This window comes from Nostoc sp. WHI, from assembly GCF_015714725.1.
In the GTDB taxonomy this organism is placed as follows: domain Bacteria; phylum Cyanobacteriota; class Cyanobacteriia; order Cyanobacteriales; family Nostocaceae; genus Nostoc.
On the sequence record NZ_WBKM01000294.1, the window covers coordinates 34944 to 59242 of the forward strand.

22 protein-coding genes are annotated in these 24299 nt (G+C 41.7%); 8 read left to right on the top strand and 14 right to left on the bottom strand.

Features of this window, described 5'->3' with window-relative positions; translation table 11 throughout:
- Positions 1-21: 21 nt before the first annotated feature.
- The 3 genes from F8S12_RS30500 to F8S12_RS30510 all read left to right on the top strand — a co-directional run bounded on the left by F8S12_RS30500 (position 22) and on the right by F8S12_RS30510 (position 8313).
- Complete coding sequence (locus F8S12_RS30500; protein ID WP_196519983.1) at positions 22-5382, top strand: hybrid sensor histidine kinase/response regulator; 5361 nt, start codon at positions 22-24, stop codon at positions 5380-5382.
- Between the two features lie 289 nt (positions 5383-5671).
- Entirely contained in the window at positions 5672-7285 is a 1614-nt protein-coding gene (locus F8S12_RS30505) for an NAD(P)H-quinone oxidoreductase subunit 4 (RefSeq protein WP_196520011.1), read from the top strand.
- A 416-nt stretch (positions 7286-7701) separates the two neighbouring features.
- Entirely contained in the window at positions 7702-8313 is a 612-nt protein-coding gene (locus tag F8S12_RS30510; RefSeq protein WP_230968377.1) for a hypothetical protein, read from the top strand.
- Positions 8314-8401: 88 nt separating this feature from the next.
- On the opposite strand, the gene F8S12_RS30515 is transcribed toward F8S12_RS30510, so the two are convergent.
- From F8S12_RS30515 to F8S12_RS30565, 11 genes are all read right to left on the bottom strand, one after another.
- Complete coding sequence (locus F8S12_RS30515; protein WP_196519984.1) at positions 8402-8644, bottom strand: hypothetical protein; 243 nt, start codon at positions 8642-8644, stop codon at positions 8402-8404.
- A gap of 206 nt (positions 8645-8850) precedes the next feature.
- Positions 8851-9489, bottom strand: coding sequence for a histidine phosphatase family protein (locus F8S12_RS30520; protein WP_196519985.1), 639 nt, complete (start codon positions 9487-9489; stop codon positions 8851-8853).
- Positions 9490-9757: 268 nt separating this feature from the next.
- Positions 9758-10237: an ArsC/Spx/MgsR family protein gene (locus F8S12_RS30525; protein WP_196519986.1), complete on the bottom strand. Its 480-nt coding sequence runs from the start codon at positions 10235-10237 to the stop codon at positions 9758-9760.
- A gap of 95 nt (positions 10238-10332) precedes the next feature.
- The gene (locus F8S12_RS30530) at positions 10333-10944 is read right to left on the bottom strand and encodes a cupin (RefSeq protein ID WP_196519987.1); all 612 of its coding nucleotides are present in this window, start codon (positions 10942-10944) and stop codon (positions 10333-10335) included.
- Positions 10945-11160: 216 nt separating this feature from the next.
- A complete protein-coding gene (locus tag F8S12_RS30535; RefSeq protein WP_196519988.1) occupies positions 11161-11646 on the bottom strand; it encodes a hypothetical protein in 486 nt (161 codons plus the stop codon).
- A 218-nt stretch (positions 11647-11864) separates the two neighbouring features.
- Positions 11865-12464 carry a cytochrome c oxidase subunit 3 gene (locus F8S12_RS30540; protein ID WP_196519989.1) on the bottom strand — a complete coding sequence of 200 codons (600 nt, stop codon included), beginning with the start codon at positions 12462-12464 and terminating at the stop codon, positions 11865-11867.
- 96 nt (positions 12465-12560) lie between these two features.
- Positions 12561-12788: a hypothetical protein gene (locus tag F8S12_RS30545; protein WP_196519990.1), complete on the bottom strand. Its 228-nt coding sequence runs from the start codon at positions 12786-12788 to the stop codon at positions 12561-12563.
- A gap of 396 nt (positions 12789-13184) precedes the next feature.
- Positions 13185-14876 (bottom strand): cytochrome c oxidase subunit I, encoded by a 1692-nt coding sequence (gene ctaD, locus F8S12_RS30550; RefSeq protein ID WP_196519991.1) that lies wholly within the window; start codon positions 14874-14876, stop codon positions 13185-13187.
- Between the two features lie 154 nt (positions 14877-15030).
- Positions 15031-16020, bottom strand: a complete 990-nt coding sequence (locus F8S12_RS30555) for a cytochrome c oxidase subunit II (protein ID WP_196519992.1) — start codon at positions 16018-16020, stop codon at positions 15031-15033.
- 501 nt (positions 16021-16521) lie between these two features.
- Positions 16522-16815: a ferredoxin III, nif-specific gene (fdxB, locus tag F8S12_RS30560; RefSeq protein WP_196519993.1), complete on the bottom strand. Its 294-nt coding sequence runs from the start codon at positions 16813-16815 to the stop codon at positions 16522-16524.
- A 218-nt stretch (positions 16816-17033) separates the two neighbouring features.
- Positions 17034-17234 carry a hypothetical protein gene (locus tag F8S12_RS30565; RefSeq protein ID WP_196519994.1) on the bottom strand — a complete coding sequence of 67 codons (201 nt, stop codon included), beginning with the start codon at positions 17232-17234 and terminating at the stop codon, positions 17034-17036.
- Between the two features lie 636 nt (positions 17235-17870).
- On the opposite strand from F8S12_RS30565, the gene F8S12_RS30570 reads away from it, so the two are divergent.
- On the top strand, positions 17871-19460 hold the full coding sequence (locus F8S12_RS30570) for a helix-turn-helix domain-containing protein (protein WP_196519995.1): 1590 nt from the start codon (positions 17871-17873) through the stop codon (positions 19458-19460).
- A 174-nt stretch (positions 19461-19634) separates the two neighbouring features.
- Here F8S12_RS30570 and F8S12_RS30575 read toward each other — a convergent pair whose 3' ends face one another.
- Positions 19635-20612 carry a sucrase ferredoxin gene (locus tag F8S12_RS30575; protein WP_196519996.1) on the bottom strand — a complete coding sequence of 326 codons (978 nt, stop codon included), beginning with the start codon at positions 20610-20612 and terminating at the stop codon, positions 19635-19637.
- Between the two features lie 258 nt (positions 20613-20870).
- Positions 20871-21032: a hypothetical protein gene (locus tag F8S12_RS30580; protein ID WP_196519997.1), complete on the bottom strand. Its 162-nt coding sequence runs from the start codon at positions 21030-21032 to the stop codon at positions 20871-20873.
- Between the two features lie 461 nt (positions 21033-21493).
- Between F8S12_RS30580 and F8S12_RS30585 the strand changes: the two genes are divergently transcribed.
- The gene (locus F8S12_RS30585; RefSeq protein ID WP_196520013.1) at positions 21494-22264 is read left to right on the top strand and encodes a Mut7-C RNAse domain-containing protein; all 771 of its coding nucleotides are present in this window, start codon (positions 21494-21496) and stop codon (positions 22262-22264) included.
- A gap of 20 nt (positions 22265-22284) precedes the next feature.
- On the opposite strand, the gene F8S12_RS30590 is transcribed toward F8S12_RS30585, so the two are convergent.
- Positions 22285-22509 (bottom strand): hypothetical protein, encoded by a 225-nt coding sequence (locus F8S12_RS30590; RefSeq protein ID WP_196519998.1) that lies wholly within the window; start codon positions 22507-22509, stop codon positions 22285-22287.
- A gap of 104 nt (positions 22510-22613) precedes the next feature.
- Between F8S12_RS30590 and F8S12_RS30595 the strand changes: the two genes are divergently transcribed.
- From F8S12_RS30595 to F8S12_RS30605, 3 genes are all read left to right on the top strand, one after another.
- Positions 22614-23570 (top strand): ROK family protein, encoded by a 957-nt coding sequence (locus tag F8S12_RS30595; RefSeq protein ID WP_196519999.1) that lies wholly within the window; start codon positions 22614-22616, stop codon positions 23568-23570.
- An 83-nt stretch (positions 23571-23653) separates the two neighbouring features.
- A complete protein-coding gene (locus tag F8S12_RS30600) occupies positions 23654-23878 on the top strand; it encodes a DUF2281 domain-containing protein (protein WP_196520000.1) in 225 nt (74 codons plus the stop codon).
- Positions 23879-23880: 2 nt separating this feature from the next.
- On the top strand, positions 23881-24285 hold the full coding sequence (locus tag F8S12_RS30605; RefSeq protein ID WP_196520001.1) for a type II toxin-antitoxin system VapC family toxin: 405 nt from the start codon (positions 23881-23883) through the stop codon (positions 24283-24285).
- Positions 24286-24299: the final 14 nt, after the last annotated feature.

A 24299-nucleotide genomic window follows, 5' to 3' on the forward strand; every position in this document is an offset into this window, starting at 1 on the left:
TCATAACTCATAACTTTTGCTATGCTGCCGGAACAACAACAGCGGATTTTGGGTTACTTTATCGAAGAAGCCAGGGATCACCTGAATACCATTGAGCAGGGATTGCTGAATTTAGAAGGTACCTTGAACGACCCGGAAATGATCAGTGAAGTCTTCCGGGCGGCTCACTCCATCAAAGGAGGAGCGGCGATGCTTGGATTGACTAGCATCCAGCATACCTCCCACCGTCTGGAGGATTCTTTCAAAGTTCTCAAAGATCATCCGGTTCAGGTTGATCAAAAGTTAGAGTCTTTATTTCTCGGTGTATCTGATACCCTGAAAGTGCTGTTAGAGCATTTGAGCGGGCCTTATGGTCTTTCCGAAGATGCAGCTAATACTTTGATGTCAGAAACTGAGCCGGTTTTTCAATGGCTGAATCAACATCTGGAACTACTTGTAGAACAAGGTAATAGTGGATCTGCAACAGAACTACACACAACCTCTGTAGAGAATGTCTCCACACTTACAGAAATTTTCCTGCGGCGAGATATTCCCCGTTTGGCAGAAGACACCCATCAGGAATCTATTGCCGCAGCATCCCAGGAAGTGCGTGGCGATCGCGGAAACGGTTTAGCTGCGCTAGACGCTCCGCTATCGCCAGTCACCGCCAGAGACAATAATTGGGGCGAGTTTCAAGCCCAGGTGCTGCAAAGACTACGGGAAATGTTGCAACTGTTTAAGCAAACAACAACACCCTCAGATCGGCAAAACCTTCAGCAATGCTGTTACCAGTTAGTTAGACTTGGTGAAACTTGGAATTTGCCCAAGTGGTGCGGTTTGTGTCAAGCAGCAGCCAGTGCGATCGGCAATCCCGAAAATACTTATCTTACTTTAGCTAAAATTGTAATTACTGAAATCAAGCAAGCTCAAGAATTAGTCCTACAAGATAGGGAAGCCGAAATTGCAATTAGTCAGCAACTCGAAGCACTTTTGAGCTTTGCAGAAATTGAGTTATTAATTACTCCTAATTTGTTTGACGAACAGCCTACGGCTTTGACAGAACCATCAACTGCGTCAGAGCAGTTAGTTATAACCAATCTAGCCCAGGCAACCGAAAAACTTGATCTAGACGAGAATACTAGCGATCGCGCAGCGTTAGCAAGTTCACAAGCGTCTGGCTACGCCAATGTCGCCAACGATCGCCCCTTTCTTGAGTTACAAGAAACATCAATAAACGCTACAACTCAGACTAACTTTACAGTTAGTGCCCATGACGAAGTACATCCAATTAGTAGCAATCTTGACCACAATGGCCCAGAGGTAGGAATATCTGAGCTAAATACCCTTGCTGATTTATTTGCAGGTGAGAGTCCCGAATTAGATGAAAGCTGGCATCAAGAAGAAACTTTAGATATTGTTGCCACCGATGATTTTGGAATTTATTTCGGCAGCAGTGATACTGAAGATGCTGATGGCGATTTATCTGATTTACTCTCATTTGATGACGACATAAGTAACGATCTGCACACAACAACCACAGCCACGAAAGAAGATTTATCTCTGTTATTTGGCGACAACTTCCTAGAAAAGGAAAATTCAGAACCGCAAAATCAACAAATATCTGCTAAGACTCTAGAGTTAAGCGATATCAACATATTTAATATAAATTTAGACTCTTCTCCTGCCGAAATTTTACAAGAATTTACGGAAAGTTCTAGTGACATGAAGCAGCCTGTTGAGGAGAGTGTCAACAAAAACGATGTAGTTGAAGATTTATTGGCACTGGCATTAGATGACAATCAACTATTGCCTACAGGCGAAGTGACTCAACCAGAAACAGAAGCGATCGCCGTTCGCGCAGCGTCTCGAAGAGAAGACGTTGGCGCAGCGATCGCTAATGTAGAACTATCTCCCAAGCAAGAAAATAGTTTTGATAAGTTATTCTTAGAAACAGAAAATAAAAATTGGGTAGAAGAAATTACCCCAAGTGACTACATAGAATTACCTCAGCAAACAGGCTCATCTTTCGACAGTCTGTTCGCTGAAGCTGAAATAGAAGAACAGAAACTACTGCCTACAAGCGAGTCAGAAATCGGTGATTTATTTGATACATCCCTGGCAACTGCACCTGAGTTTTCTGAATCAGAAGATGATCTGAGCAACTTCTGGAATCAGGAAGCCACAGGGGAACAACAGGAGGAATTCGATTCCTTAATTGAGCAGAATCTGGAAAGGGCATTAGAGGAAAGTTTATTTACTGCGACTGCTGATGACATTTTTGCTGACAGTCAGCAGCCCATACCTGCTCCTATAACCAGTTTTGATATAGAAGAAGATTTTGATCTTAATTTCCAGCCTCAAGAGCAACTAGATTTGATGTTTTCATCAGATTCTAGAGATGATTTATTTGAGGAGTTAGCACCGAGCAACTCAATTATTTCTCCAGCAATCAACGATAACGTACAGCCTTCCACATCTGAAACGTCGTTGTTCGCGCAGCATCCAGGGGAGGAAATTCACAGCCGATCGCAACAACCAGAAGCTTTAGATTTTATTCCAGAATTTACCAATCAGCCGCCAGAGATATTTGCTGTTGATTCTCCAAAAACATTCGTGGAGCCGGAACTTAATCCCTTTGGCTCTTTCGATGAAAACACCGATGAGGATTCGCAACTGCTGTTTGAAGATGTAGCCACAGATATTTATCTGGATACCACGGATAATCTATCGGCTACAGAAACTACTCTAGATATCAGTTTTAAGGAAACTTCAGCATCACCTCCAACAAGCTCAGAAGTTTTAGATATTGAGGAGAATAATAACTTAGAAACTGACTTTGATTTCACAGAAAACACAGTTTTTGAAAGTACAGAACTGGATTTTGTGAATGATTTATTGTTTACAGAAACTTCTCTAATAGAAGCAGCAAACCAGGAAGAATCAGGAGAAGAACCGACAACAATCGACTCCCAAGTCGTCCATGAGTTTACACAAACTGTTATTCAGGAAGATGTAGAAACTGATTTGTGGGATATAGGAGAAATATCTGAATCTGCCCCAGTATCAGAGGAAGAAAATGCTATTGTTGCCCAGACTGAAGAATTAGCAATGATAGAAACTATTGAAATAGTTGCTCCAGAAGATGAATTTGCCGACTTGGAAGCATTACTAAAAGAAGAAGTAGCATCAATTCCCAAAGCCTCAATACCAGAAGTAGATTTTGCTGCCTTGGAGGAATTGCTAGGCACAGATAACGACGAGGCGGCTACTATATCTAGCGATGTCTACGACGGGCTACGCCAACGCCAGCCCTTCAATACTCAACCAGCCTTAGCTAAAAATTCCATTCCATCACCAGTTATCGAAGATGAATTTGGTGATTTGGAGAAGTTGCTAGCAGAAGCAGATCAAACAATATCCCATTCACCAGTAGTAAAATCGAACACTAGCAAAACTCAACGCCCCTCTACTCGTAGGGTTACGAGATTTGAAGAAACGATGAAGGTTCCAGTTAAGCAACTGGACGATATGAGTAATTTAATTGGGGAGTTGGTGGTAAATCGCAATACATTAGAGCAGGATAATGAACGACTGCGCCAGTCACTAGATAACTTGCTGATTCAAGTGCAACAACTCTCAGATGTAGGGGCGAGGATGCAGGAGTTGTATGAGCGATCGCTATTGGAAGCTTCTCTGTTAGCTGGACGCAAAAAGAAAGACTCCGGCTTTCAAGTGCCTGATTTTAATGCCGACAGGGGTTTTAGTGAGCTAGAAATGGATCGCTTTACTCCCTTCCATACACTGTCCCAGCAGATGATTGAGCGGATTGTCAGGATACGGGAATCGGCTAGTGACATTGACTTTGTTACTGAAGAAACCGAGCGAGTCGCAAGGCAGTTCCGCCAAGTAACTACCCAGCTCCAAGAGGGACTAACAAGAGCTAGAATGGTGCATTTTGCCCAAACTATTGATCGCTGGCGGCGAGGAGTGCGCGACAACGCCATCAAGTGTGGCAAACAAGTGGAGTTGGTGATCGAAGGTGGTGATACCTTAATTGACAAGATGATTTTGGATCATCTTACCGATCCGTTGACTCACATGCTGAATAATGCGATCGCTCACGGTATTGAAACGCCAGAAGAGAGACAAGCTGCTGGTAAACCCCCTGTGGGAATCATTACCATCCGTGCCTTCCACCAAGGGAACCAAACTATCATTTCCGTAGGTGATGATGGCGCAGGTATCGATTCAGCAAGAGTTAAGGCTAAGGCGGTGAAGGTTGGCATGATTACAGAAGCGCAAGCAAAAGCTATGTCTCGTCTGGAAGTCTACGATCTGCTGTTCCAGTCTGGTTTTACGATCAAAGACCAGGCAGATGAAATTTCTGGTCGTGGTGTGGGTATGGACGTAGTGCGCTCCGAAATTAGCGAAATTCGGGGAACAGTTAACACCGATTCTACCCTCGGCAAGGGAACCACCTTCACTATTCGTTTGCCACTGACTCTGAGTATTTGTAAAGCTCTCTGCTGTGTCTCTGATCGAGCTAGAATTGCCTTCCCGATGGACGGTGTAGAAGATACGCTAGATATACCAGTCAAAAATATCCAGCACGATGCCAATGGGCAGTCATTTATTTCCTGGCGCGATACAGTGCTGCCATTCCGACCTTTGAAGGAACTTTTAACCTTCAATCGCCAGATCAGTCGTGGTAATGTCTATGGCGGCACTAGAGATGATGATATGGTTTCTGTGGTTGTGGTGCGATCGGCAAATACAATGATTGCTCTACAGATTGACCTGGTGTTGAGCGAACAAGAAATTGTAATTAAGCAATTTGAAGGGCCAGCGCCTAAACCCATTGGTGTAGCTGGTGCTACAGTTCTGGGTGATGGTCGGATTATGCCTATTGCTGACGTGTTAGAAATAATTGACATCTTCCAGGGACGGATTTCTACACAACTTGGTGGCAATTCTTGGCAACAGAAAGCTACTCCCCCAGATACCTCGCCTGCGAAGATTGACCCGACTGTGTTGATTGTCGATGACTCAATTACAGTTAGAGAATTGCTCTCCCTAACGTTCAATAAGGCAGGTTATCGTGTAGAACAAGCGCGTGACGGCCAGGAAGCTTGGGATAAACTTCGTTCCGGTCTACCTTGTGATATCGTATTCTGCGACATCGAAATGCCCCGGTGCGATGGTCTGGAGTTACTCTCTCGCATCCAGAAAGACTCTAACCTCAACCACCTACCGATCGCTATGCTCACCTCGCGGGGTGCAGATAAGCACAGACAAATTGCAGCTCAACTCGGTGCTAGTGGCTACTTTACCAAGCCTTATCTCGAAGAAGCTTTACTCGAAGCTGCGGCGCGAATGCTAAAAGGGGAAAAACTACTTAGCTAAACCAACCAAGACTTTACCGATCTTATGTTTTGTTTTTAGCACAATTTTAGTAGTACAATTGTTCTATAAATGAAAATAGCACGTATTCGCCCCGTCACAAGCCGGGGCTTTTTTTTGAGAATTGGTAGAAATAATTAATAATTTAGAATTGAAACGGCAAAATCTTATGAGTATTTATTTCTATTAGTAAAATAAATTTTATTTTTAGAAGTAAATAAAATTTACAAAACTATAAATTCCTTAATATAATGTAATTAAAAGTGAAAAAGCAAATTGATTGTCAGCAATGATAAATGCTATTGAATTTCCCTGGCTAACAGCCATAATCCTCTTACCCTTGGTGGCTGCCTTAGCCATTCCTTTAATCCCAGACAAAGAAGGCAAAACTGTCCGCTGGTATGGTCTGGGAGTTGCGATCGCCGATTTTGCACTGATGATTTATGCCTTTTGGTATAAATACGACTTCCAGAGTTCAACACTCCAACTTGTAGAAAACTATCCTTGGATACCTCAGTTGGGTTTGCATTGGGCTGTGGGGGTTGATGGATTATCGATGCCCTTACTGCTTCTGACAGGCTTAATAAATACCCTCGCAATATTCGCGGCTTGGAAAGTTACCACCAAGCCGCGATTATTTTATGGTCTGATGTTAGCGATGTACAGCGCTCAACTTGGCGTATTCGTCGCCCAGGATTTGCTGTTGTTCTTCCTAATGTGGGAAATCGAGTTAGTGCCGGTTTACCTGCTGATTTCCATCTGGGGAGGACAAAACCGCCGTTATGCAGCTACCAAGTTCATTCTTTACACTGCTGCTGCATCAATATTTATCTTGATTGCCGGTTTTGCAATGGCATTCTCTGGAGATACTGTCACCTTCGATATGGCATCTCTGGGAATGAAAGAATACCCCAAAACCTTGGAATTGTTGGTTTATGCAGGTTTCTTGATTGCCTTCGGTGTGAAGTTACCGATTTTCCCTTTACACACTTGGCTACCTGATGCTCATGGTGAAGCATCAGCACCCGGTTCGATGATTTTGGCTGGTGTGTTGTTAAAAATGGGTGGTTATGCTCTCATCCGCTTCAATGTGGAAATGTTGCCCAATGCCCATGTGACTTTTGCCCCAGTATTGGCGATTTTGGGTGTGGTTAACATTGTCTACGGTGCTTGCTGTGCCTTCGCTCAAACCAATCTCAAGCGGCGCTTGGCTTACTCTTCAATTGCCCACATGGGGTTTGTGCTGATTGGAATTGCCTCTTATACAGAACTGGGCATTAGCGGTGCAGTGCTACAGATGGTTTCCCACGGCTTGATTGCTGCTACCTTGTTCTTCCTCTCTGGCGTGACTTACGATCGCACCCACACTTTGATGATGGATAAAATGGGCGGCATGGCGAAAGTAATGCCCAAAACCTTTGCTCTATTTACCGTTGGCTCAATGGCTTCTCTCGCCTTACCAGGAATGAGTGGCTTTGTGGGTGAGTTGATGGTGTTTCTCGGTATCGCCACCAGTGATGTTTATAGTTCCAGCTTTAAAGTTGTAGTCGTGCTACTGTCAGCCGTTGGCGTGATTTTGACACCGATTTATTTACTGTCGATGCTGCGTCAAGTGTTCTACGGTGAGCAAAGTCAAGGGTTGCACTTGGATGCTGTAGTATCTGATGTCAAACCCCGCGAAATATTTATTACCGCTTGTTTGCTGCTTCCTATCATCGGAATCGGGTTTTATCCCAAGCTGGCAACGCAGACTTATGATGTGAAAGCAGTGGAATTAGCCGCCCATGCTCGCCAAGTTCTACCAATTGTTGCTCATCATCAACCATCAAGTCTGTACTCGCGTATTTTCTCTGCACCAACATTGGCTAATTCTCAAGTTGAAAATTCGATTAATATTTCTGAGTAAATTAACTTCCCATTAAGGGATCTGCAACTAAATTCTAAATATGAGGGGAAAAAGGGGTGGTTACGAAACCACCCCTAAAATTTTGGCATTACTGAATTCAATATATTTCTAGATCGTTCACTTCAAACTCGAAGCCTGCCGTCCACCTAAGCGTTGTCCTGGTGCTGTAGTCTCACGGTACAACTGCATCTTAGCTTAGTTGGTTGTTCTGGGTAGCACGATCCCTCTCAGCAGGTGTATGCATCATCGGAATTATCAGTATTTTATAAGTATATATCCGTAGCGACAATGTAATATACATCGTTTATTATCGTTATTCTAAGAACTAGCTAGAAACCAGCGTTACAGCGCTTCCGGCTATTATGCAATACAGTTTTTCTCCTTGCCCTCTCCTATCAAAGCTTTCAGATTTGAGGATGTACCTCATAGCTGCCGGAAGTGCTGTAATATTATATCCAAAATTTATAAATAGTATTGAAGTTATGAACAAAACAAGTTGGTTTCCTGTTTGGCTACCTAATCCACAATCGTGGATAATGGCTATGATATTAGCAATACCAGCGTACTTTGGCGCAACTGTAATTTTTGCATTTGAATTTTGGCGTTATTCCTTAGTAGGGGGTCTTCTAGTTATTACAGGTAATGGCGGTGGCGGTCTACTTTTTTTCTTTATTGTTTCTGTCGGTGCATTGTTATTAGCTCTCATTTGGTTTTCAATTTTGGCAGGAGCGTATTCATTTCTACTCAAGTTTTTATGGTCAAATTCACCACAATGGTTAAGATTACCAAAATTTAGTTTATTAGTTATTCGAGATTTCGGAATACTTGTGTTATCAATTTTGCCAATTGTTGGGATTTTTACAATTTATACTTTGTTTATTACTGGTTTGAAACAGAGCTTGACTGATTTCAGAACACCTAAACTAAGCTATGATGTTTTTCTGCTAAGATTTTGGTGGCTTTGGTTCATTTCTGCTGCTTATCTTTACAATTTTTTTATGAGAAAAAGAAGTATTGTCATCAAGTGACACTAATATTTATCAGTATAATAAATATCCTTGACCAAGCTGCCGTAATGATTTTAAAAAACTGGTTAGAAATTCGTTGCTGGTAGTTTCACTCCCCAATACCGTACTCTTTCTCAATCACACTCAACAGTTTCTCTTCCACAGCCGTCAAATACGGTCGCTTCAGTTCCCCCAAATGCTTCAGCACAGCACGGGCAGCTTCTTCTAAATTCTCATAATTACGTAGTCTGTTAATGCGATCGCTAATCTGCTGCATCTGCTGACATTCCGACTCTAGGTAATTGAGTGGCTTCAGGTGGTCGATTTTCACGGTGTATTGTCCATTCCACATTGTGACTGTACAACTGAATTCGCCTATATGGTTGACTATGCCCCAGCATCCGCCTTTTCCTCGTAAATCAGGATTATCTTTAGCAATACTGATATTTAAGTTTTTGCGGATTCAAATATTTGAATCCGCAAAAAAGTGTAATCGGCGTGCGTAGGCGCAGCCCGCCTTTTCTTTGTGTTGGTCTTCGGTTTTTGTTTAAGGGACTATTATGTTCCCGGGCGAGAGCGAATACGATCGGGTATATGATGGCGATCGCCTAATATTTCGAGCATTGGACCATTAACGTCAAATTTAACCATACTTACCGACGCGACCAAAATATTCACCCGATAGCGATAGCGACCCAAATCAATCCCCAGTAGACTGCAAAGCATAATCCGAATCGTAGCTTTATGGGAAACTACTAAAACATTACCTTGGCGATGTTTTTCTTGAATTTCAGCAATTACAGGCATAGAACGGTTAGCAATATCTACCGCAGTTTCCCCACCTAGTGGTGCATTCCAAGCGGGTTCTGTCAACCATTTTACATAGTTTTCTGCGTAATTCTCTTGGGCAAACAATTTACTCTTCCTTTCCCATTCGCCGTAACTACCTTCTCTAAGCCCGTCACGCAACTGCATATCCATACCGATAGCATCACAAAATGGCTTGGCAGTTGCAATTGTGCGCTTCATCGGGCTAACATAAACTGCCTCCCACAACAAGCTTTGATAAACATCGGCAAAACCAGATGCCATCTGCATACCCTCTGTTGTCAACTCCGCATCAGTTTCACCGCAGAAATTACCACTTTGACTAAAAGTAGTTTCTCCATGTCGCAGTAAATATAAATTGAGTGTCATAGCTTGTATAGCGATTGGGATAAAGGAGTTTGTGCAAAAATAAAATACCATCAATCTCGCAATCGAGTCTGTGACACCAGGACAAAGTAATCAACAAAAAAAGCCAATCAACCACAAACTTTTGTCAACGAGATCAAAAGTAGCGGTTGCTACTAGAACCCCACGGTGGGCAAGCCAGAAATTTTATACTTAATGCAGTAATTGACTGGTTGACCTTCAAGCGTGACGTATTTGCTGCTTATAAAGCTAGTTTGGGCTTTATTTGGGCTTAATTGTGACCATCATTAGAGCCACTTTGCGGATTGTGATGATGACTATGATCATCACCGTGGGAGCAGCCTTGTAAATTCTCTTTCATCAGATTTTCGCTGATTTCTCGCAAGGACTCATCTACAGGCTTTAAGCCAATCCAAGCATCAATCTTTTCTACATCAAATCCTACCTCGCGGCGGTCGCCTACTTCTAATAAAGGACGGCGAATTAATAGTGGTTCTCTCAACATCAGCACCAAAGCGGTTTCTGCATCAATTTTTTCAGGAACTACCTCACCAGATTTTACCTTGGGGGCGGAACGATTAAACCATTCGGCTACAGAGCGATCGCCAAAAAATGAACGCAACCGCTCAACTGTCCAAGGTTCTGTTAGCAGGTTGTATGGTATCACCTCATGACCGGCAGCCGTGAGCAAAACTTTTTGCTTAGTACCACCTTTACAGCTTGGTTTGCTATAGAAAATTACTCTTGCCATTTAACTCTCTCCTAATTACTTAATTGTTTGTAATTGGTGCTTTAGTGTTAAAGCACCAATTACAAATCGATGAAATTAATCCTGACGATTCCTAATTAAAAATTCCTAGCCTTATGGGTAACTGAGTCAAACTCAAATCTCTCATTTGGATCAGTTTCGCCATAAACGTTAAAAGTTACAGTTGGTTCATCACCTACTGCTTCTACACTGTGAATTGCATCGGGAGCGAAGCTAATAATGTCTCCTGGAAATAGAGTTACTTCTCCCGTCTGTTCAATTTTGTCTTGAAAATCTGGGCTATGGGTGCGTCGCCAAAAAGTATTTTTTTCCTGACCTTTTAACATTGCCACTATTCCCCACGTCCCATGATTATGAATGGTTGATTGGGTTCCCGGTGCAAATGTTACTGTTTGCACAGTCAACGGAAAACCCAATTCATCGTATAGGAGTAAAACAGAGGTTCCCGTTTTGGGTGAATGCTCTAAATATTGACTTTGCACCCAGTAGGAATTTACTATTAAACGCCTTACTAACATTCGCATTTCTGATAGAAGACTGGCTTGATCATCCACACTATTGAGAACATCTTCCACCTCAGTTAAAAATCGATAAAGGCGGTAATTTTCTCTCAATAAATCCCATGCTCTCACAGATTTACAGGCTTGATACTGACCATCCCCCGTTAGCAGCCAATCCCTACCTTTCATAACTTTTAAATTGATAGCCCAGAAGATTGAATGACAATGATCGGAGAGATATTAGGAAGATTCCCTCCAGGAAGTTTCGTAGGTATAGTAATAACAGGAAAGATGGAGTTACTATTACTCGCAGTTCCCAAGAGGGAGTAAGAGGAGTATGACGTAGTAGATAACCAATTGTTCATGATTGTTCACCTTGATGGTTGATTGTTGATTGTTGACTAATTAATCATCTTCTTCGGCTGGACGTGTCAAAATATCCAGAAGAATTCCAGATCCAAAATCATTCTTTTCGTCTATCTCTTTGACTTTGGTGCTGATTTCTTTTGCTTGCTCTATCGCTCCTAACTTTGCTAGCACTAATCCCGAAGCAGCATAAGCATTTAAGTACAATCGAATTTGTGGGTCTTCTTTGCGATTGACTAATATAGGCTTAAGTTGCTCCCAGTCATCGGGCAGTTTTTCTATTTCTTTAATTTTATCTAATAATTTAACTGTTGTTTGTAGTGCAAGAGAATAATTATTTTTATAATAGAAAAATCTATATGCTGCTACTAAGACATCTGTATTTTCACCAGTTTGGGCTAAAGCTTGTTGAATATATTTTTCTGATTCTGATGTGTTTTCCCAGTTTTGTGCAGCTAAAATTAATAGATTTTTGATGTCATTTGGAACCTGGAACCATGAGAATTTGTTTGTATCAAGTTGCATAATTTATTGGAGAGTGGAGGAGATGAGGGAGACAAGGGATGAGCGCAATACGGTTTGGTTAGTCAGACTTTGCCCCCGAAGATCCCCCCAACCCCCCTTAAAAAGGGGGGCTAATATCATCTCTTTTACCCCCTTTTTAAGGGGGTCGCCGCAGGCGGGGGGATCTTAACCGAACTGTGTTGGAAGTGAGCGAGAATAACTAATGCCCAATGCCCAATTTAAAACAAAGTGAGAACGTACACTAGAGTAAATAAAACAATCCAGATAATGTCTACGAAGTGCCAGTAAATTTCTGTCATTTCGATGAAAGTATGATTGGTTGCAGAATATTCACCGGGAAGACGCGATCGCCACAATACACGTAATATCAATAACAGTCCGATAAAAACGTGCAAACCGTGGAACCCAGTCATGATATAAAAGCAGTTGGCGAAGACATTGGTAGTCAGACCGTATCCTAAAGTCGAGTACTCATAAACCTGACCACCTAAGAAAATTGCCCCCATGAGTGCAGTAATTGAATACCACAGTTGCATTCCCTTGACGTTATTCTTTTTAATCGCCGTATCTCCGAAGTGAATCACGAAACTACTAGACACCAGAATAATGGTGTTAATTGTCGGCACCAGTAGTTCTACTTCACTTCCTTCGGGAGGCCAAACGGCTGTAGTACTTCGGAAAAACAAATAAGTGGCAAAAAATCCTCCAAACATCAGGGATTCAGAGGCGAGGAATGTCAAAAGTCCCCAAACTCTTAAGTCTGGATGTTCTTCGTGTCCTGCACTGTGATCTTCGCTCGTGGTTGTAGCTATAGTCATAGATTTCTTAACAATATTTTTGCTGCGTCTGTTGTGGAAGTTTGAATGAAGAATGAAGTGTGAAGCGGTAAAATTTTCATTCTTCATCCAAAATCCTTATTTAACCGAACTCTTCGCCTGTTCAGGAATTCTCAAAGCTCGGCCTTCCGAGTTCAGAGCTTGTCCTTTCGAGTTCAGAGCTTGGCGTTCCGAGTTCAGAGCTTGTCCTTCCGAGTTAAAAGCTTGGCGTTCCGAGTTCAGAGCTTGTCCTTCCGTGTTCAAAGCTTGGCCTTCCGAGTTAAAAGCTCGGCGTTCCGAGTTAAAAGCTCGGCGTTCCGTGTTCAAAGCTCGGTGTTCCGAGTTCTCAAATAAAATGACTAGAAATTTGTGTACACAAGTTATCGAATCACTACCAGTTCTCGAATTACCCCACCCTAACCCTCCCCTTGCAAAGGGGAGGGAACTAGATTTTCTTGTTTCCCCCCTTTGCAAGGGGGGATTAAGGGGGGTAATTTGACTTGTGTATACACCACGCCTTAAAAAGGGGGGCTATTTTCCTCCTTTACCCCCTTTTTAAGGGGGTCGCCACAGGCGGGGGGATCTTATCCGAATGGTATTGAGTGGTACTCACTCTACTAGGCTTTCAAGTTTTATTTGATAGGTTCGTAGTTGGCGCTTTAGCCCTCAAATGCCAACTACAAACAATCTCTACTTCTCAATTATTTCTTGACAGACTAGCAACTAAGCAGCAGCTTCCGGCGTTGCAGATGGCTGTATTTCAGTACTATGACCATGACCGTAGTCATAAGGCCCATGAGTGACAATCGGCAACACTTCCCAGTTTTCAATCGCGGGTGGTGAGCTAGTTGTCCATTCTAAAGTCAAAGCTCGCCAAGGATTATCACCTGCCAAAGGCCCCTTCAGCCAACTGTAAATCATGTTGATGGCAAAGGGAATTACCGATATCCCCAAAACAAATGAACCAAAGGTACAAATCTGATTGAGGTCGATAAATTGAGGGTCATACATTGCCACTCGTCGCGGCATTCCTTTTAAACCCAACTCGTGCATTGGTAAAAAAGTAAGATTTGTGCCGATGAAGGTCAGGGCAAAGTGAACGCGTCCCCAGGTTTCATTCAGCATTCGTCCGGTCATTTTGGGGAACCAGTGATAAATACCGGCGTAAATGCCAAACACGGAACCGCCAAACAGAACGTAGTGGAAATGTCCGACTACATAATATGTGTCGTGGACATGAACATCAAAGGGGGCTGTTCCCATCGTCACACCGCTTAAGCCGCCCATGACAAACATGGATAACAAGCCAATGGCGAAAAGCATCGCAGTGGTAAAGCGGATTTTACCACCCCAGAGGGTCGCAACCCAGGCAAAAATCTTGACGCCAGTGGGAACTGCAACTATAAGAGTGGAGATGGTGAAGAACATCCGCATCCAGCCGGGTGTGCCACTGGTAAACATGTGGTGTACCCAGACGAACAAACCCACAACGCAGATGGCTACACTGGAATAAGCGATCGCTTTATAACCAAAGATTGGCTTCCGAGCATGAACTGGAATGACCTCCGACATGATGCCGAAGATGGGCAGAATCATTAAATATACTGCCGGGTGAGAATAAAACCAAAATAGGTGTTGATAAATTACAACGTTACCGCCTGCATCTGGTTTAAAGAAGGAGGTGCCAAAGTTGAGGTCAAACAACAGTAGAATTAAACCGGCTGCTAATACAGGTGTGGAAAGTAGCGCCAGTAAGGAGGTTGCCAAGATTGCCCAGCAAAACAAGGGTACTTGATCCCATTTCATGCTCGGAACCTTCATCATCAAAATGGTGATCACAAAGTTCAGCGAACCCAAAATTGAAGAAGTTCCCACCAAAACGATCGCAAGTATCCACATAGTTTGAGCGATTGGTGCTGTCACCAAGCTCAATGGTGGGTAAGCTGTCCAACCAGATTGCGAACCGCCAAAAATGAAACTACCTAATATCAGCGCTCCTGCTGGCGGATTTAACCAAAAGGCGATCGCATTCAACTTCGGGAAAGCCATATCCCTAGCACCAACCATCAACGGCACCAAATAGTTACCAAATCCCCCAATGGCACTAGGGACAATCCACAGGAAGATCATAATCGTCCCGTGATTGGTCATGAAAGCGTTATACAGATTGGGGTCGAGTAAGTCTGCATCTGGTGTTGCTAATTCGGCACGGATAGCGATCGCCATCAGTCCACCGATGAGATAAAATACAAAAGCCGTCACCAGGTATTGAATACCAATAACCTTGTGGTCAACATTAAATGTAAAATAATCCTGCCATTTCCACGCCTTCAGATGAGAAGTGTGGCCAACCGCCAGAGTTTCCGATTTATTTTCTTCTGGTGGAGTATTCCGGGGAAATCCTACCTGCGTCATATTTTTTACCACTATGCAAAGTCCAGGGTCAAACAATTTTGGATTTTAGATTTTGGATTAAAAGAATTTTTTGGTTTATGCCGCGTGTGGGCGGAACCAATCTAAAAGACGCTCGTACTTCGCTAACGCAAATCTAAAATCCAAAATCTTTTGACTAATGACCAATGACTACTGACTCTAGAGTTGCTGCACTAATTCCCATATCATGGGTGTGGGGCGCGAGAAACTCTGATGTTGATAAGTCTGCTGGATTAACGGCAACGACTTGATTTAGGTTTTGCTGTTGAGCAATCTGGTTTTCTGTCCGCCAGCTATCATATTCTTCTGGTGTGTGGACAATTACCTGTGTCCGCATTGAACCGTGATAACCACCGCACAACTCAGCACAAACTACGGGATATGTACCTGGTTTGGTGGCAACAAATCGTAGTTCGGTAGGGATACCGGGAAGTGCATCTTGTTTCAGGCGGAAATTTGGCACCCAGAATGAGTGAATTACATCTTGTGCTGAAAGATTTAGTTGCACATCTGCACCGACGGGTATGTGCAATTCTCCAGAAGTAATGCCACTATCAGGGTAATTAAATATCCAGGCGTACTGTATCCCTTTGACATCAACAACTAAATCGGCTAGTTTGTCTAGAGTTTGAGGAGACGCGCCGATACCAATTTTAGGGGCAATTGTTGGAGCAGTAGTTGCTTGGGAAGTATCGCTTAATGTGGCAGCAAGAGCGGTTCCCGGCAGATGAGCAACATGAGCTGCTGAATGAGGATGACCCGCAGGCTCAAAGCCTCCCATTTGGTTAAAAACGTCTACACTGTAGATACCCAAACCGAGAACAATCACCGTTGGGATTGCTGTCCAAAAGATTTCTAAAGGAACGTTCCCTTCAACTGGTAAGCCATCGGTATCATCACCGCGACGGCGACGATACTGAATCAAAAAAAGTACAATGGTTCCTTCTACCACTAAGAAGAGTGCGATCGCAATGGTAAACATGACGTTGAAAAAACCGTCTACCAAAGGCGCTTGTAGCGATGCTTGCTCCGGCATTAAAGTGTGGTTGTGACCAATCCAAATGCTGATTGCTGTAACTACTATCCCAGCAACCAGAGTCCATAGCGAAACAGGAACTTGTTGCATACATGCTACCTGCTTTGTAAACCGTCTTTAAATGTGTGATTTTCTAAGAATTGGGCACTGGGCATTGGGCATTGTTATTTATTCCCCATTCCCTACTCCCTACTCCCTACTCCCTACTCCCCATTCCCTTTTCACTTATTAACTTTCTAACGTGCAGCCATAAAAAATGGGGGAAACTTCCAGATTTTTTCCATATCTTTCCCCCATAAAATTACCAATTATATTTCAACTCATACCACAAAGTTAGCCCTCTGCTTTCAAAAAAGCTAGTTGTTCCAAGAGGGCACTGTTAGTCCTAATATTGATTAGGCTATATTAGCAGCAAGTTTAAATTTGTTGATAGTTAACAATTTGCGATTTACGGATTTGTTTACTGTGAACTTTTCATTAGTTCTGGTAACTATTTAGTATTCCCCTCAAATTACCTTGCCTAGCGCATTGGCGCTTTCTACAAACAGTGCCTCCTTGAATGAACAACAATTTTGACTAACTCCAAAAACCTTAATTGTTTAATGCAACATGAGTGTAGCAATTCTTAGGGCAAATCCGTGAACAAGCTTCACAACCAATACAATTATCAGGATAAGTAACTGCCATTACTTTCCGTTCAATTTCTTCATCATCTTCATCTTCTACAAATTCCCCTTCTTCATTGAGCGCTTTCAAACTTAGCACATTGTAACCGCATACTTTAACGCATCTGCCACAGCCGATACATTTATCCTTGTCGATTTCCTGAGCAAATTTTGGTGTCCAAGTCTTACCGCCAAATGTCAAACCGGTTAGTTGTGCCATGATAAATCCTCGGCAATTTTGCCTATCAATCTGTTTGTGGTTTAATCATCATACTATCCTAATATTTTCTATTTTTGGTATTCAAGAATTACTTTTATCTCATCAAATTTAGATGACTTTGAACACAATGCTAAATTACTTTTTATTTCAAATAATAGATGAAAACTATTGCCAAATAATTAATGCTCCTCGTTCCCATGCGGAGCATAGGAACGCATTCATTGAGTCTCTGACTCACTATCTAACTGGAGGCAGCAGCCCCCAATCAGCCATTCCCATGCAGAAAAATTGGGGATAAAGCCTCGTGTAGATAAGCCAGTGCGTTGGGCGGCTCCGCCGACTTGAAGCAACTGGCGTGCAGTTTTATTATTGCCCGCAAATGCAACTATATCTATAACACTGATGATATTCTTTTTCAAATATATTTAATTTTAGGCAAATAAATCTAGATAAACGGTATACATACAATTTTAGATGTTCACTAGTTACATTTTGATATATGCAGTATGTATTTTAGAAAGCAACAATTTTCAATTTAGCTGTGATTCAACTATTTAGAGAAATCATGACAAAATAAATATTTTTTGTCAAATAAAGAAACATAATGGATTTATGAAGTAACTGTAAAGCTTGTGGCAGAATCTTATCCTGTATTAAATATTAAAATTGTTAACAAATCAGATGAAGTCAAATTGCAACAGGCTTAAATTTCTCCTAAAAACATTTTCTACATGGTTTTATGGTCAAAGCTAAAATGTTTATTAAGTACCTAACAAAATAGATGTTAAGATTTTCTTCTAAGCTCAGTACGAACAAATTAATCATTTTTTTCATGAAATGTATAGTTAATAAGAAGTTTTATTAGGCTCGGTTTGAAAGCCTTAAATAGTTTCCAATTGGATGCAAAGTCAGAATATGGATGTGGGGAGTGAATATGGTGAGAAAAGATTATTCTCGCCACAAAGATGATGTGGTAGCGAGTCATGAATAAACAGGACTCATCCAGGGGAGAACTGAGCCAGACATCTCAACGATTAGAGTAGGAAAAGAGCCAAATGCCTTATACAATTCCTAACAACAGTTGCGTTGGATGTGACAACTGCCGCCCCCAATGTCCTACGGGTGCAATCAAAATAGAGAACAATGAATATTGGATTGATCCTAGTCTTTGTAACAATTGTGAGGGCTACTATTCAGAACCGCAATGTGTGATAGCTTGTCCAACTAATTCTGTGATTCCCTGGCAGGCAAAAAAGGGGAGATGCAAAGTTGAACCGAGAGATGCTACTAGCTTAGATTTGTTTTCTAACGGCAAGAATAACCCATTTGCTTCGGCGATCGCTATCTGGGAAGCTTGTAATGTCCTATCACAACGCACATCCCTACATTGGGAAAATGATGAAGACGGTTACTTATGCTACAGCCGACAAGTGAATCAAGGCCGAGGTGCGATCGCTTTTCACATCCAAGATCCATTCCAAGTGAACGACAAGGCCACAGATTTAGCAGCAATTGAGGGGCTTGACATCAAAGCCGCTTGCATACATCTAATTTTTGCAGCTTATGCCACAGGCTTAGAGCAACCTTGGGAGCAAGAATTTGCGATCGATGAGCGACAAATTGAGAAATATTTGGGGATGGAGAAACGCAAGGACTTGAGCAAAGCTGCCAAGCTAGCTTTAATGAAAAATATTGTCCAGCAAGCTTGCTCACTGATTATCTCAATTGACTGGCCTCAACAAGGTCGAATTAACGGATTCTCTGTTAAAGAAAGCCGCTTATGGCACTTGGTGGACATTCAGCACCATTTTCAAGAAGACAATCTTGGATGCAAACATCTGATTGGGCTAACTTTTAAAGTAAAAGCAGGCGTATGGGCACAGTATTTCTTAAACAAACAAGCGTGTAAAGAGCGAACGGCATTCTATCAATACGGTAGTCTCCCCAAAACGCTGCTAACCACAGTCATGAGCATTTGGCAGCAACATGAAGGCGCAGTCCGACTAATGCTGTGGTTGCTGTTTAAAACCAAAATGGGCAAAGAACAACGCATTACCATTCCTACCTTGCTGCGTATTGCTTACGGTGAGGAAAAAGTCGCCCTTGCATCCAGACAACGGGAAGAACGCAAACGTTTGTTGCGAACTTTTGAAAGCGATTTAGAAATTCTCAATCACTATGGAATGAAACCACTTTTCGATCCAGTTACTTATCCCTTAGAAATTCAACCATTGTGGGCGAAGTTAGTTGATCTTCCCGAAGATCCAGATGAAGCATTGGAATTTTGGACTAATGACGGTGGTTCCGAAACTCGCCTCACAGACACAGGCCCCCGTGGTAAGTGGAATCTGCTAATGAATGCGCGGATTTTGGCTTTTGAACTCCCACCAGAATGGGATCAGCAAATTTCAGAATCAGAAAAAAGGAAAACAAGAACTGCTAAAGCCAAAAGGAAGCTCAAAACTACAAACGATTTGCTGGGTGAACAGATTTTGCAAGCGCGAAAAAACTTGAATCTTTCCCAAAGGGAGTTGGCAAAGCTCACAGGTAAAAGTCAAAGCTGGATTCGAGATATCGAAAATGGCCGTTTAAAAGCTAAATTAGAAGATCAAATACTATTACGGAAAGTCTTAAATATGGCTTAATCTTGAATCGAGATTTGGAATTTAAACGCAAAGGGGCGCAAAGGGAAACGCAGAGGAGCACAAAGATTTTATTACGAGGTTATAAAATCTTGTACTAAATATAGCATTTAATTAATTCATAAACTCCGCGTTCCTTTGCGCTTCCCTTTGCGTTCCTTTGCGTTTAAAAATATTTTACGTACTATAACTCATTACCTTACTAGAGACAAACCAGAGACTAGCTACAGCATATTTAGTAATTACCAACTCTTGTGTAGCATTGCATGAACTCTTCAGTTGTTGAGTCTTGGTTTCATCTTTCACAAGTTTAGCCTGATAAGTGTAGAGAGAACCAGAAGGTTGTTCAAAACTTAGTTCACCTAGAATAGTATTGTTGTCTAAACTTTGCTCCAAAATTTTGCCTACAACTTTGTAGTTAAACCAATCCCATCCGTTACGAAAGATTAGTTCTCTTTCCAAAATCTGAAGTGCAGGAGGTAGAATTCCCCAACCTCGATAGACTTTATTTAAGCATTGAATATCGCCAGTGCGGTTCAGAATCGATCTGAATGAATCTTGATCGAGAACACCGTAATATCTTCCTTCTGGCAAGTCTATAACTGTTGGTGCAAACCGATGTCCACCAAAGTGCGATGATTTCCAAATTCGTACATTATCCAAGCATAAGTCAGCAATAGTCGCTGTTAACTTGAAGTAAAAGGGAGCGCCATATCTGGCACAGCACTTATCATGACTACCGTGGGTACACACTAAAATATCTCTACTTTCATCAGTTTCTACTTCAGAATTAGAACTGATACCCCATAACCATTTTTGGACAACTGCTGCTACTTGCTCAATATTTGCTAACTTAAACTCTTGCTTGCAGAAACCATTACTCAGTCCCTCTTTTCTTTGATAAATCAAAAGCGTAGTGTAATTTATTCTGTGTGATATATCATTAGCAATTAAGAGGAATCTAATTGGTAATTTAGCACGCTTCACTTCTTCTACCAAAATCCTCAAATTCTGGGGCACCCACTTGGAATTAAAGGCTTCTGATGTCCAAGGTAACGGACACTCAACTAAAATATAAGTTTGGTAATTTGTGGCACTACCAATAACATCTTCTCCTGCTTGCCGTGAAGAGTCAGAACAAAAAACAGTATTCATCTAGCTATACTCATTAACGTATTTTATGGACAAAAGGTATTAGAAACTACAATATCCTTAACTCAAGGAGATAAAAAAGAACAATATGTATTTCACAGTTAAAACTAGGTAGCAATTTTATAACATCATTTCTAATTAACCTCTTCCCCATTAATAAATTTTCCACAATAGACATAAACAATGTCAAGAGATATTTTTCCGTAGTAGCGGCGTTAATTTTGTATCTAGTTTTATTGTTATCTGGTATTTCATAAATTTTCACTTGCTGAAACTTGGATTTTCTGAAGTTGGTTTTTTTGGCAAAATCAAATATGGTAGATGCGGAAACACTTGATAAGCAGTTGCTGCTTTGGCAAGCCAATACTGTTTTAATAAATCTTGTACACTATCTGCTTTTAATGTATCTATAAATGCACACATATTGCAAATAATTCTCAATTAGATGAGAAAAAATAAAAATTACTAAATTAGGGGTAAATGCTTTACGCCCCATACTCTATGCACGATAAGTAATAATCAAAACTAGTGACTAATTATTAGCAGCGTCACTCATATCAACATTAACAAACCTGGTATTTAGCTTTTTACCTAATCTAACTTACTGAAACTTATGTCAGGGTTTGATGATAGGCATCTGCCTTGACTTTAGCTGAAGTCAATAATAAATGCAAGTATTTGATAATATTTATAAGTTCTTTATAATTATGTAGCCTCCAAGAGGTTGGTTAAATCAAGGTTAATGGGCATTTTATAGTGGAGATAGCTGACTAGAACAAGCATTGATGCTTTCAATCTAATAGATAAGATTTTGCAATTGTGACAAATTATTGCCAGTAGGATAGCACATCTGTGTACCCTTACTAATCCAAATATCTGTGGCTATGGCGATCGCATATTTCTACTTTCACGCAGAATTGAATCATTTTTTACCACGGCATCACAAGCTGGCGAAAATCTCTCATTTTTTTGAGGAGAAAGCCTCAATTAAGGACATGATTGAGTCCTTGGGTGTCCCTCATCCAGAAGTTTATTTTATCAATGTTAATGGGGAATATGTAAATTTTTCTTACATAGTTTTCGATGGAGACACTATCAATGTTTATCCAATTTCTGTTAAGAGTGTTATTGTACCAAGTGTTTCTGTTCTGCCAAAACCGCTTAATATTATTCGCTTTGTTTTAGATATTCATTTGGGGAAGCTTGCGACATCTCTACGACTTTTAGGTTTTGATACTTTATACCGCAATGACTACGAGGATGATAAATTAGCCCAAATATCCTACAGCGAAGCGCGGGTTCTCTTAACTCGTGATAAAGGTCTATTGATGCGTAGTTTGGTAACGCATGGGTATTATGTTAGAAACACTAACCCTCAACAACAAATCATAGAAGTACTGCAACGCTTCGAGTTGTCTAAATTAATCTTACCATTTAAACGGTGTTTGCGTTGTAATGGATTATTAGAATTTGTAGATAAGCAATCCATTATTGACCAAGTACCAGAAAATGTGCGATGCCTACGGCGGCAAGCTACGCAGATTGATGAATTCCAGCGTTGTCAAGACTGCAATCGCATTTATTGGAAAGGCTCACATTATGAACGATTGCAACAGTTTATTGACAAAGTACTTGACTTAAGCACAGGTGAGTAAGTCAATAATATTTATCAGTCCTATTGCAACTTGCTTGCACCGGGAACGTTAGCAAAATCTCCAACATTTTCTCTGCTTTCCTCTTGGCGATTAAAAGCATTATGAAGAGGGTCATCCTCGATCTGTCCGCTAACTTCTTCCGGTTCAAGGGGAGCCGCTTCCTTAGCCTCATCGAGATTGATAGAACGAGGAGGTTCTTTGGCGTGAGACAAATCAATAAGTGGTTTTGGTTGCTCGGTAGTCATAAGTTGCTAAATAATGTGGTTTTCTCTAGTGTTGAATTTATTTTGACCACAAACATCTTTCTTGAGAATGAAACTACCTATGGTTATGAGGAGCATAAAAAAGTATGACATTAATTTTAGCTCTCGATTTTGGCGGAACTAAACTAGCGGCGGCGACTGTAAATATCGGTTCTAGAAAGTGGTTGCGTTATGAACGCCGACTCTCGCCAGCGAATGCAAATGCTAGTACTGACTTGGAAATTATGCGATCGCTCATTTACTCGCTGCTGCAAGACACAAAACCTGCTGCGATCGGTGTCAGCTTTGGGGGGCCAGTTGATGCTTTTACGGGGACGGTGCGACTATCTCATCATGTTGCCGGATGGGAAAACATTCCCCTCAAAGGCTTGTTAGAAGATGAGTTTGGTGTTCCTGTTGGTGTAGACAACGATGCTAACGTTGCTGCTTTGGGTGAACACCGCTTTGGTGCGGGACAGGGATATGATAGCCTGTTTTACATAACTGTCAGCACTGGCGTGGGTGGTGGTTGGATACTCAACAGTAATCCTTGGCGGGGTGCTGGTGGGATGGCTGGCGAAATTGGACATATCGTTGTAGATCCTGCCGGGCCAGTTTGTTTATGTGGTAAGCGGGGATGTGTGGAACGTTTTGCGTCGGGGCCTTATATGGCGCAGAATGCTAGGGAACTTTTGGAAACCCAACTGCCGAAGCGTCAACGAGGAGAGGTTTTAAGGAGTTTGGTGGGAGATAATTTAAACTTATTTACGGGGCAATTGGTAAGTGAAGCGGCGGTGGCTGGAGATGATTTGGCGAAGGAAGTTCTGCACAAAGCTGCTTGGGCGCTGGGTGTAGGTATTGGCAATGTAGCGAACTTGATGAATCCGCAGCGCTTTGTATTGGGAGGTGGTGTGATGAAGGCGGGGGCGGATTTTTGGCAGGTGATGCAACTGGTGGCGCGGGAAACAGCTTTGCCAGAAGTTGATTTTGAAATTGTGCCTGCGGTGCTGGGGGATGATGCGCCGTTGTGGGGGGCGGTGGCGATCGCTTCTATGTTAGTTTGATATTTGCTTTAAGGAGATTATATCTATTGGACAATTTACAAAGTTGACCGCAAAAAGTCTAATAGTTAAAAGGAGAAAAATGCATGAACATTGAGCAAGCTGTTTTAGAAAAATTGCGGCAATTACCTATAGATAAACAGCAAGAGGTATTAAATTTTGCTGATTTTCTTCACCAAAAAATTACTCCAAAACCTCCACTACGCAGCGTTAAGGGACTATGGGCTGGCTTAGACATTGATATTACAGAAGAAGATATTGCTCAAGCTCGAAAAGAGATGTGGGGAAATTTTGCAGAGGAAGATATTTAATAATGGTAGCAGTTGTAGCGGATACTCATGCAATTGTTTGGTATTTGCGGGAATCAAGCAAATTATCAGAAGCTGCGATTGCGGCTTTCGATAGGGCGATTAGCGCTGGCGATCCAGTTTATGTATCTGCAATTTCTGTAGTGGAAGTAGCTTATCTGGCAGAAAAATATCGCTTACCAAAAGCAGCATTTGAACAGTTAATTGAGGCTTTATCTAATCCTCGGACTGGTTTAGCGATTGCACCTTTAGATATAACAATTGCTCAAATACTATCTCAGATTCCGCGAGATATTGTACCAGATATGCCAGATAGAATTATTGCTGCTACTGCTTTGTATTTGCGCCTTCCTTTAGTTACTCGCGATCTGCGAATTCAGGCATTAACAATTATTCAGACAATTTGGTAAGATAGATAAATTAT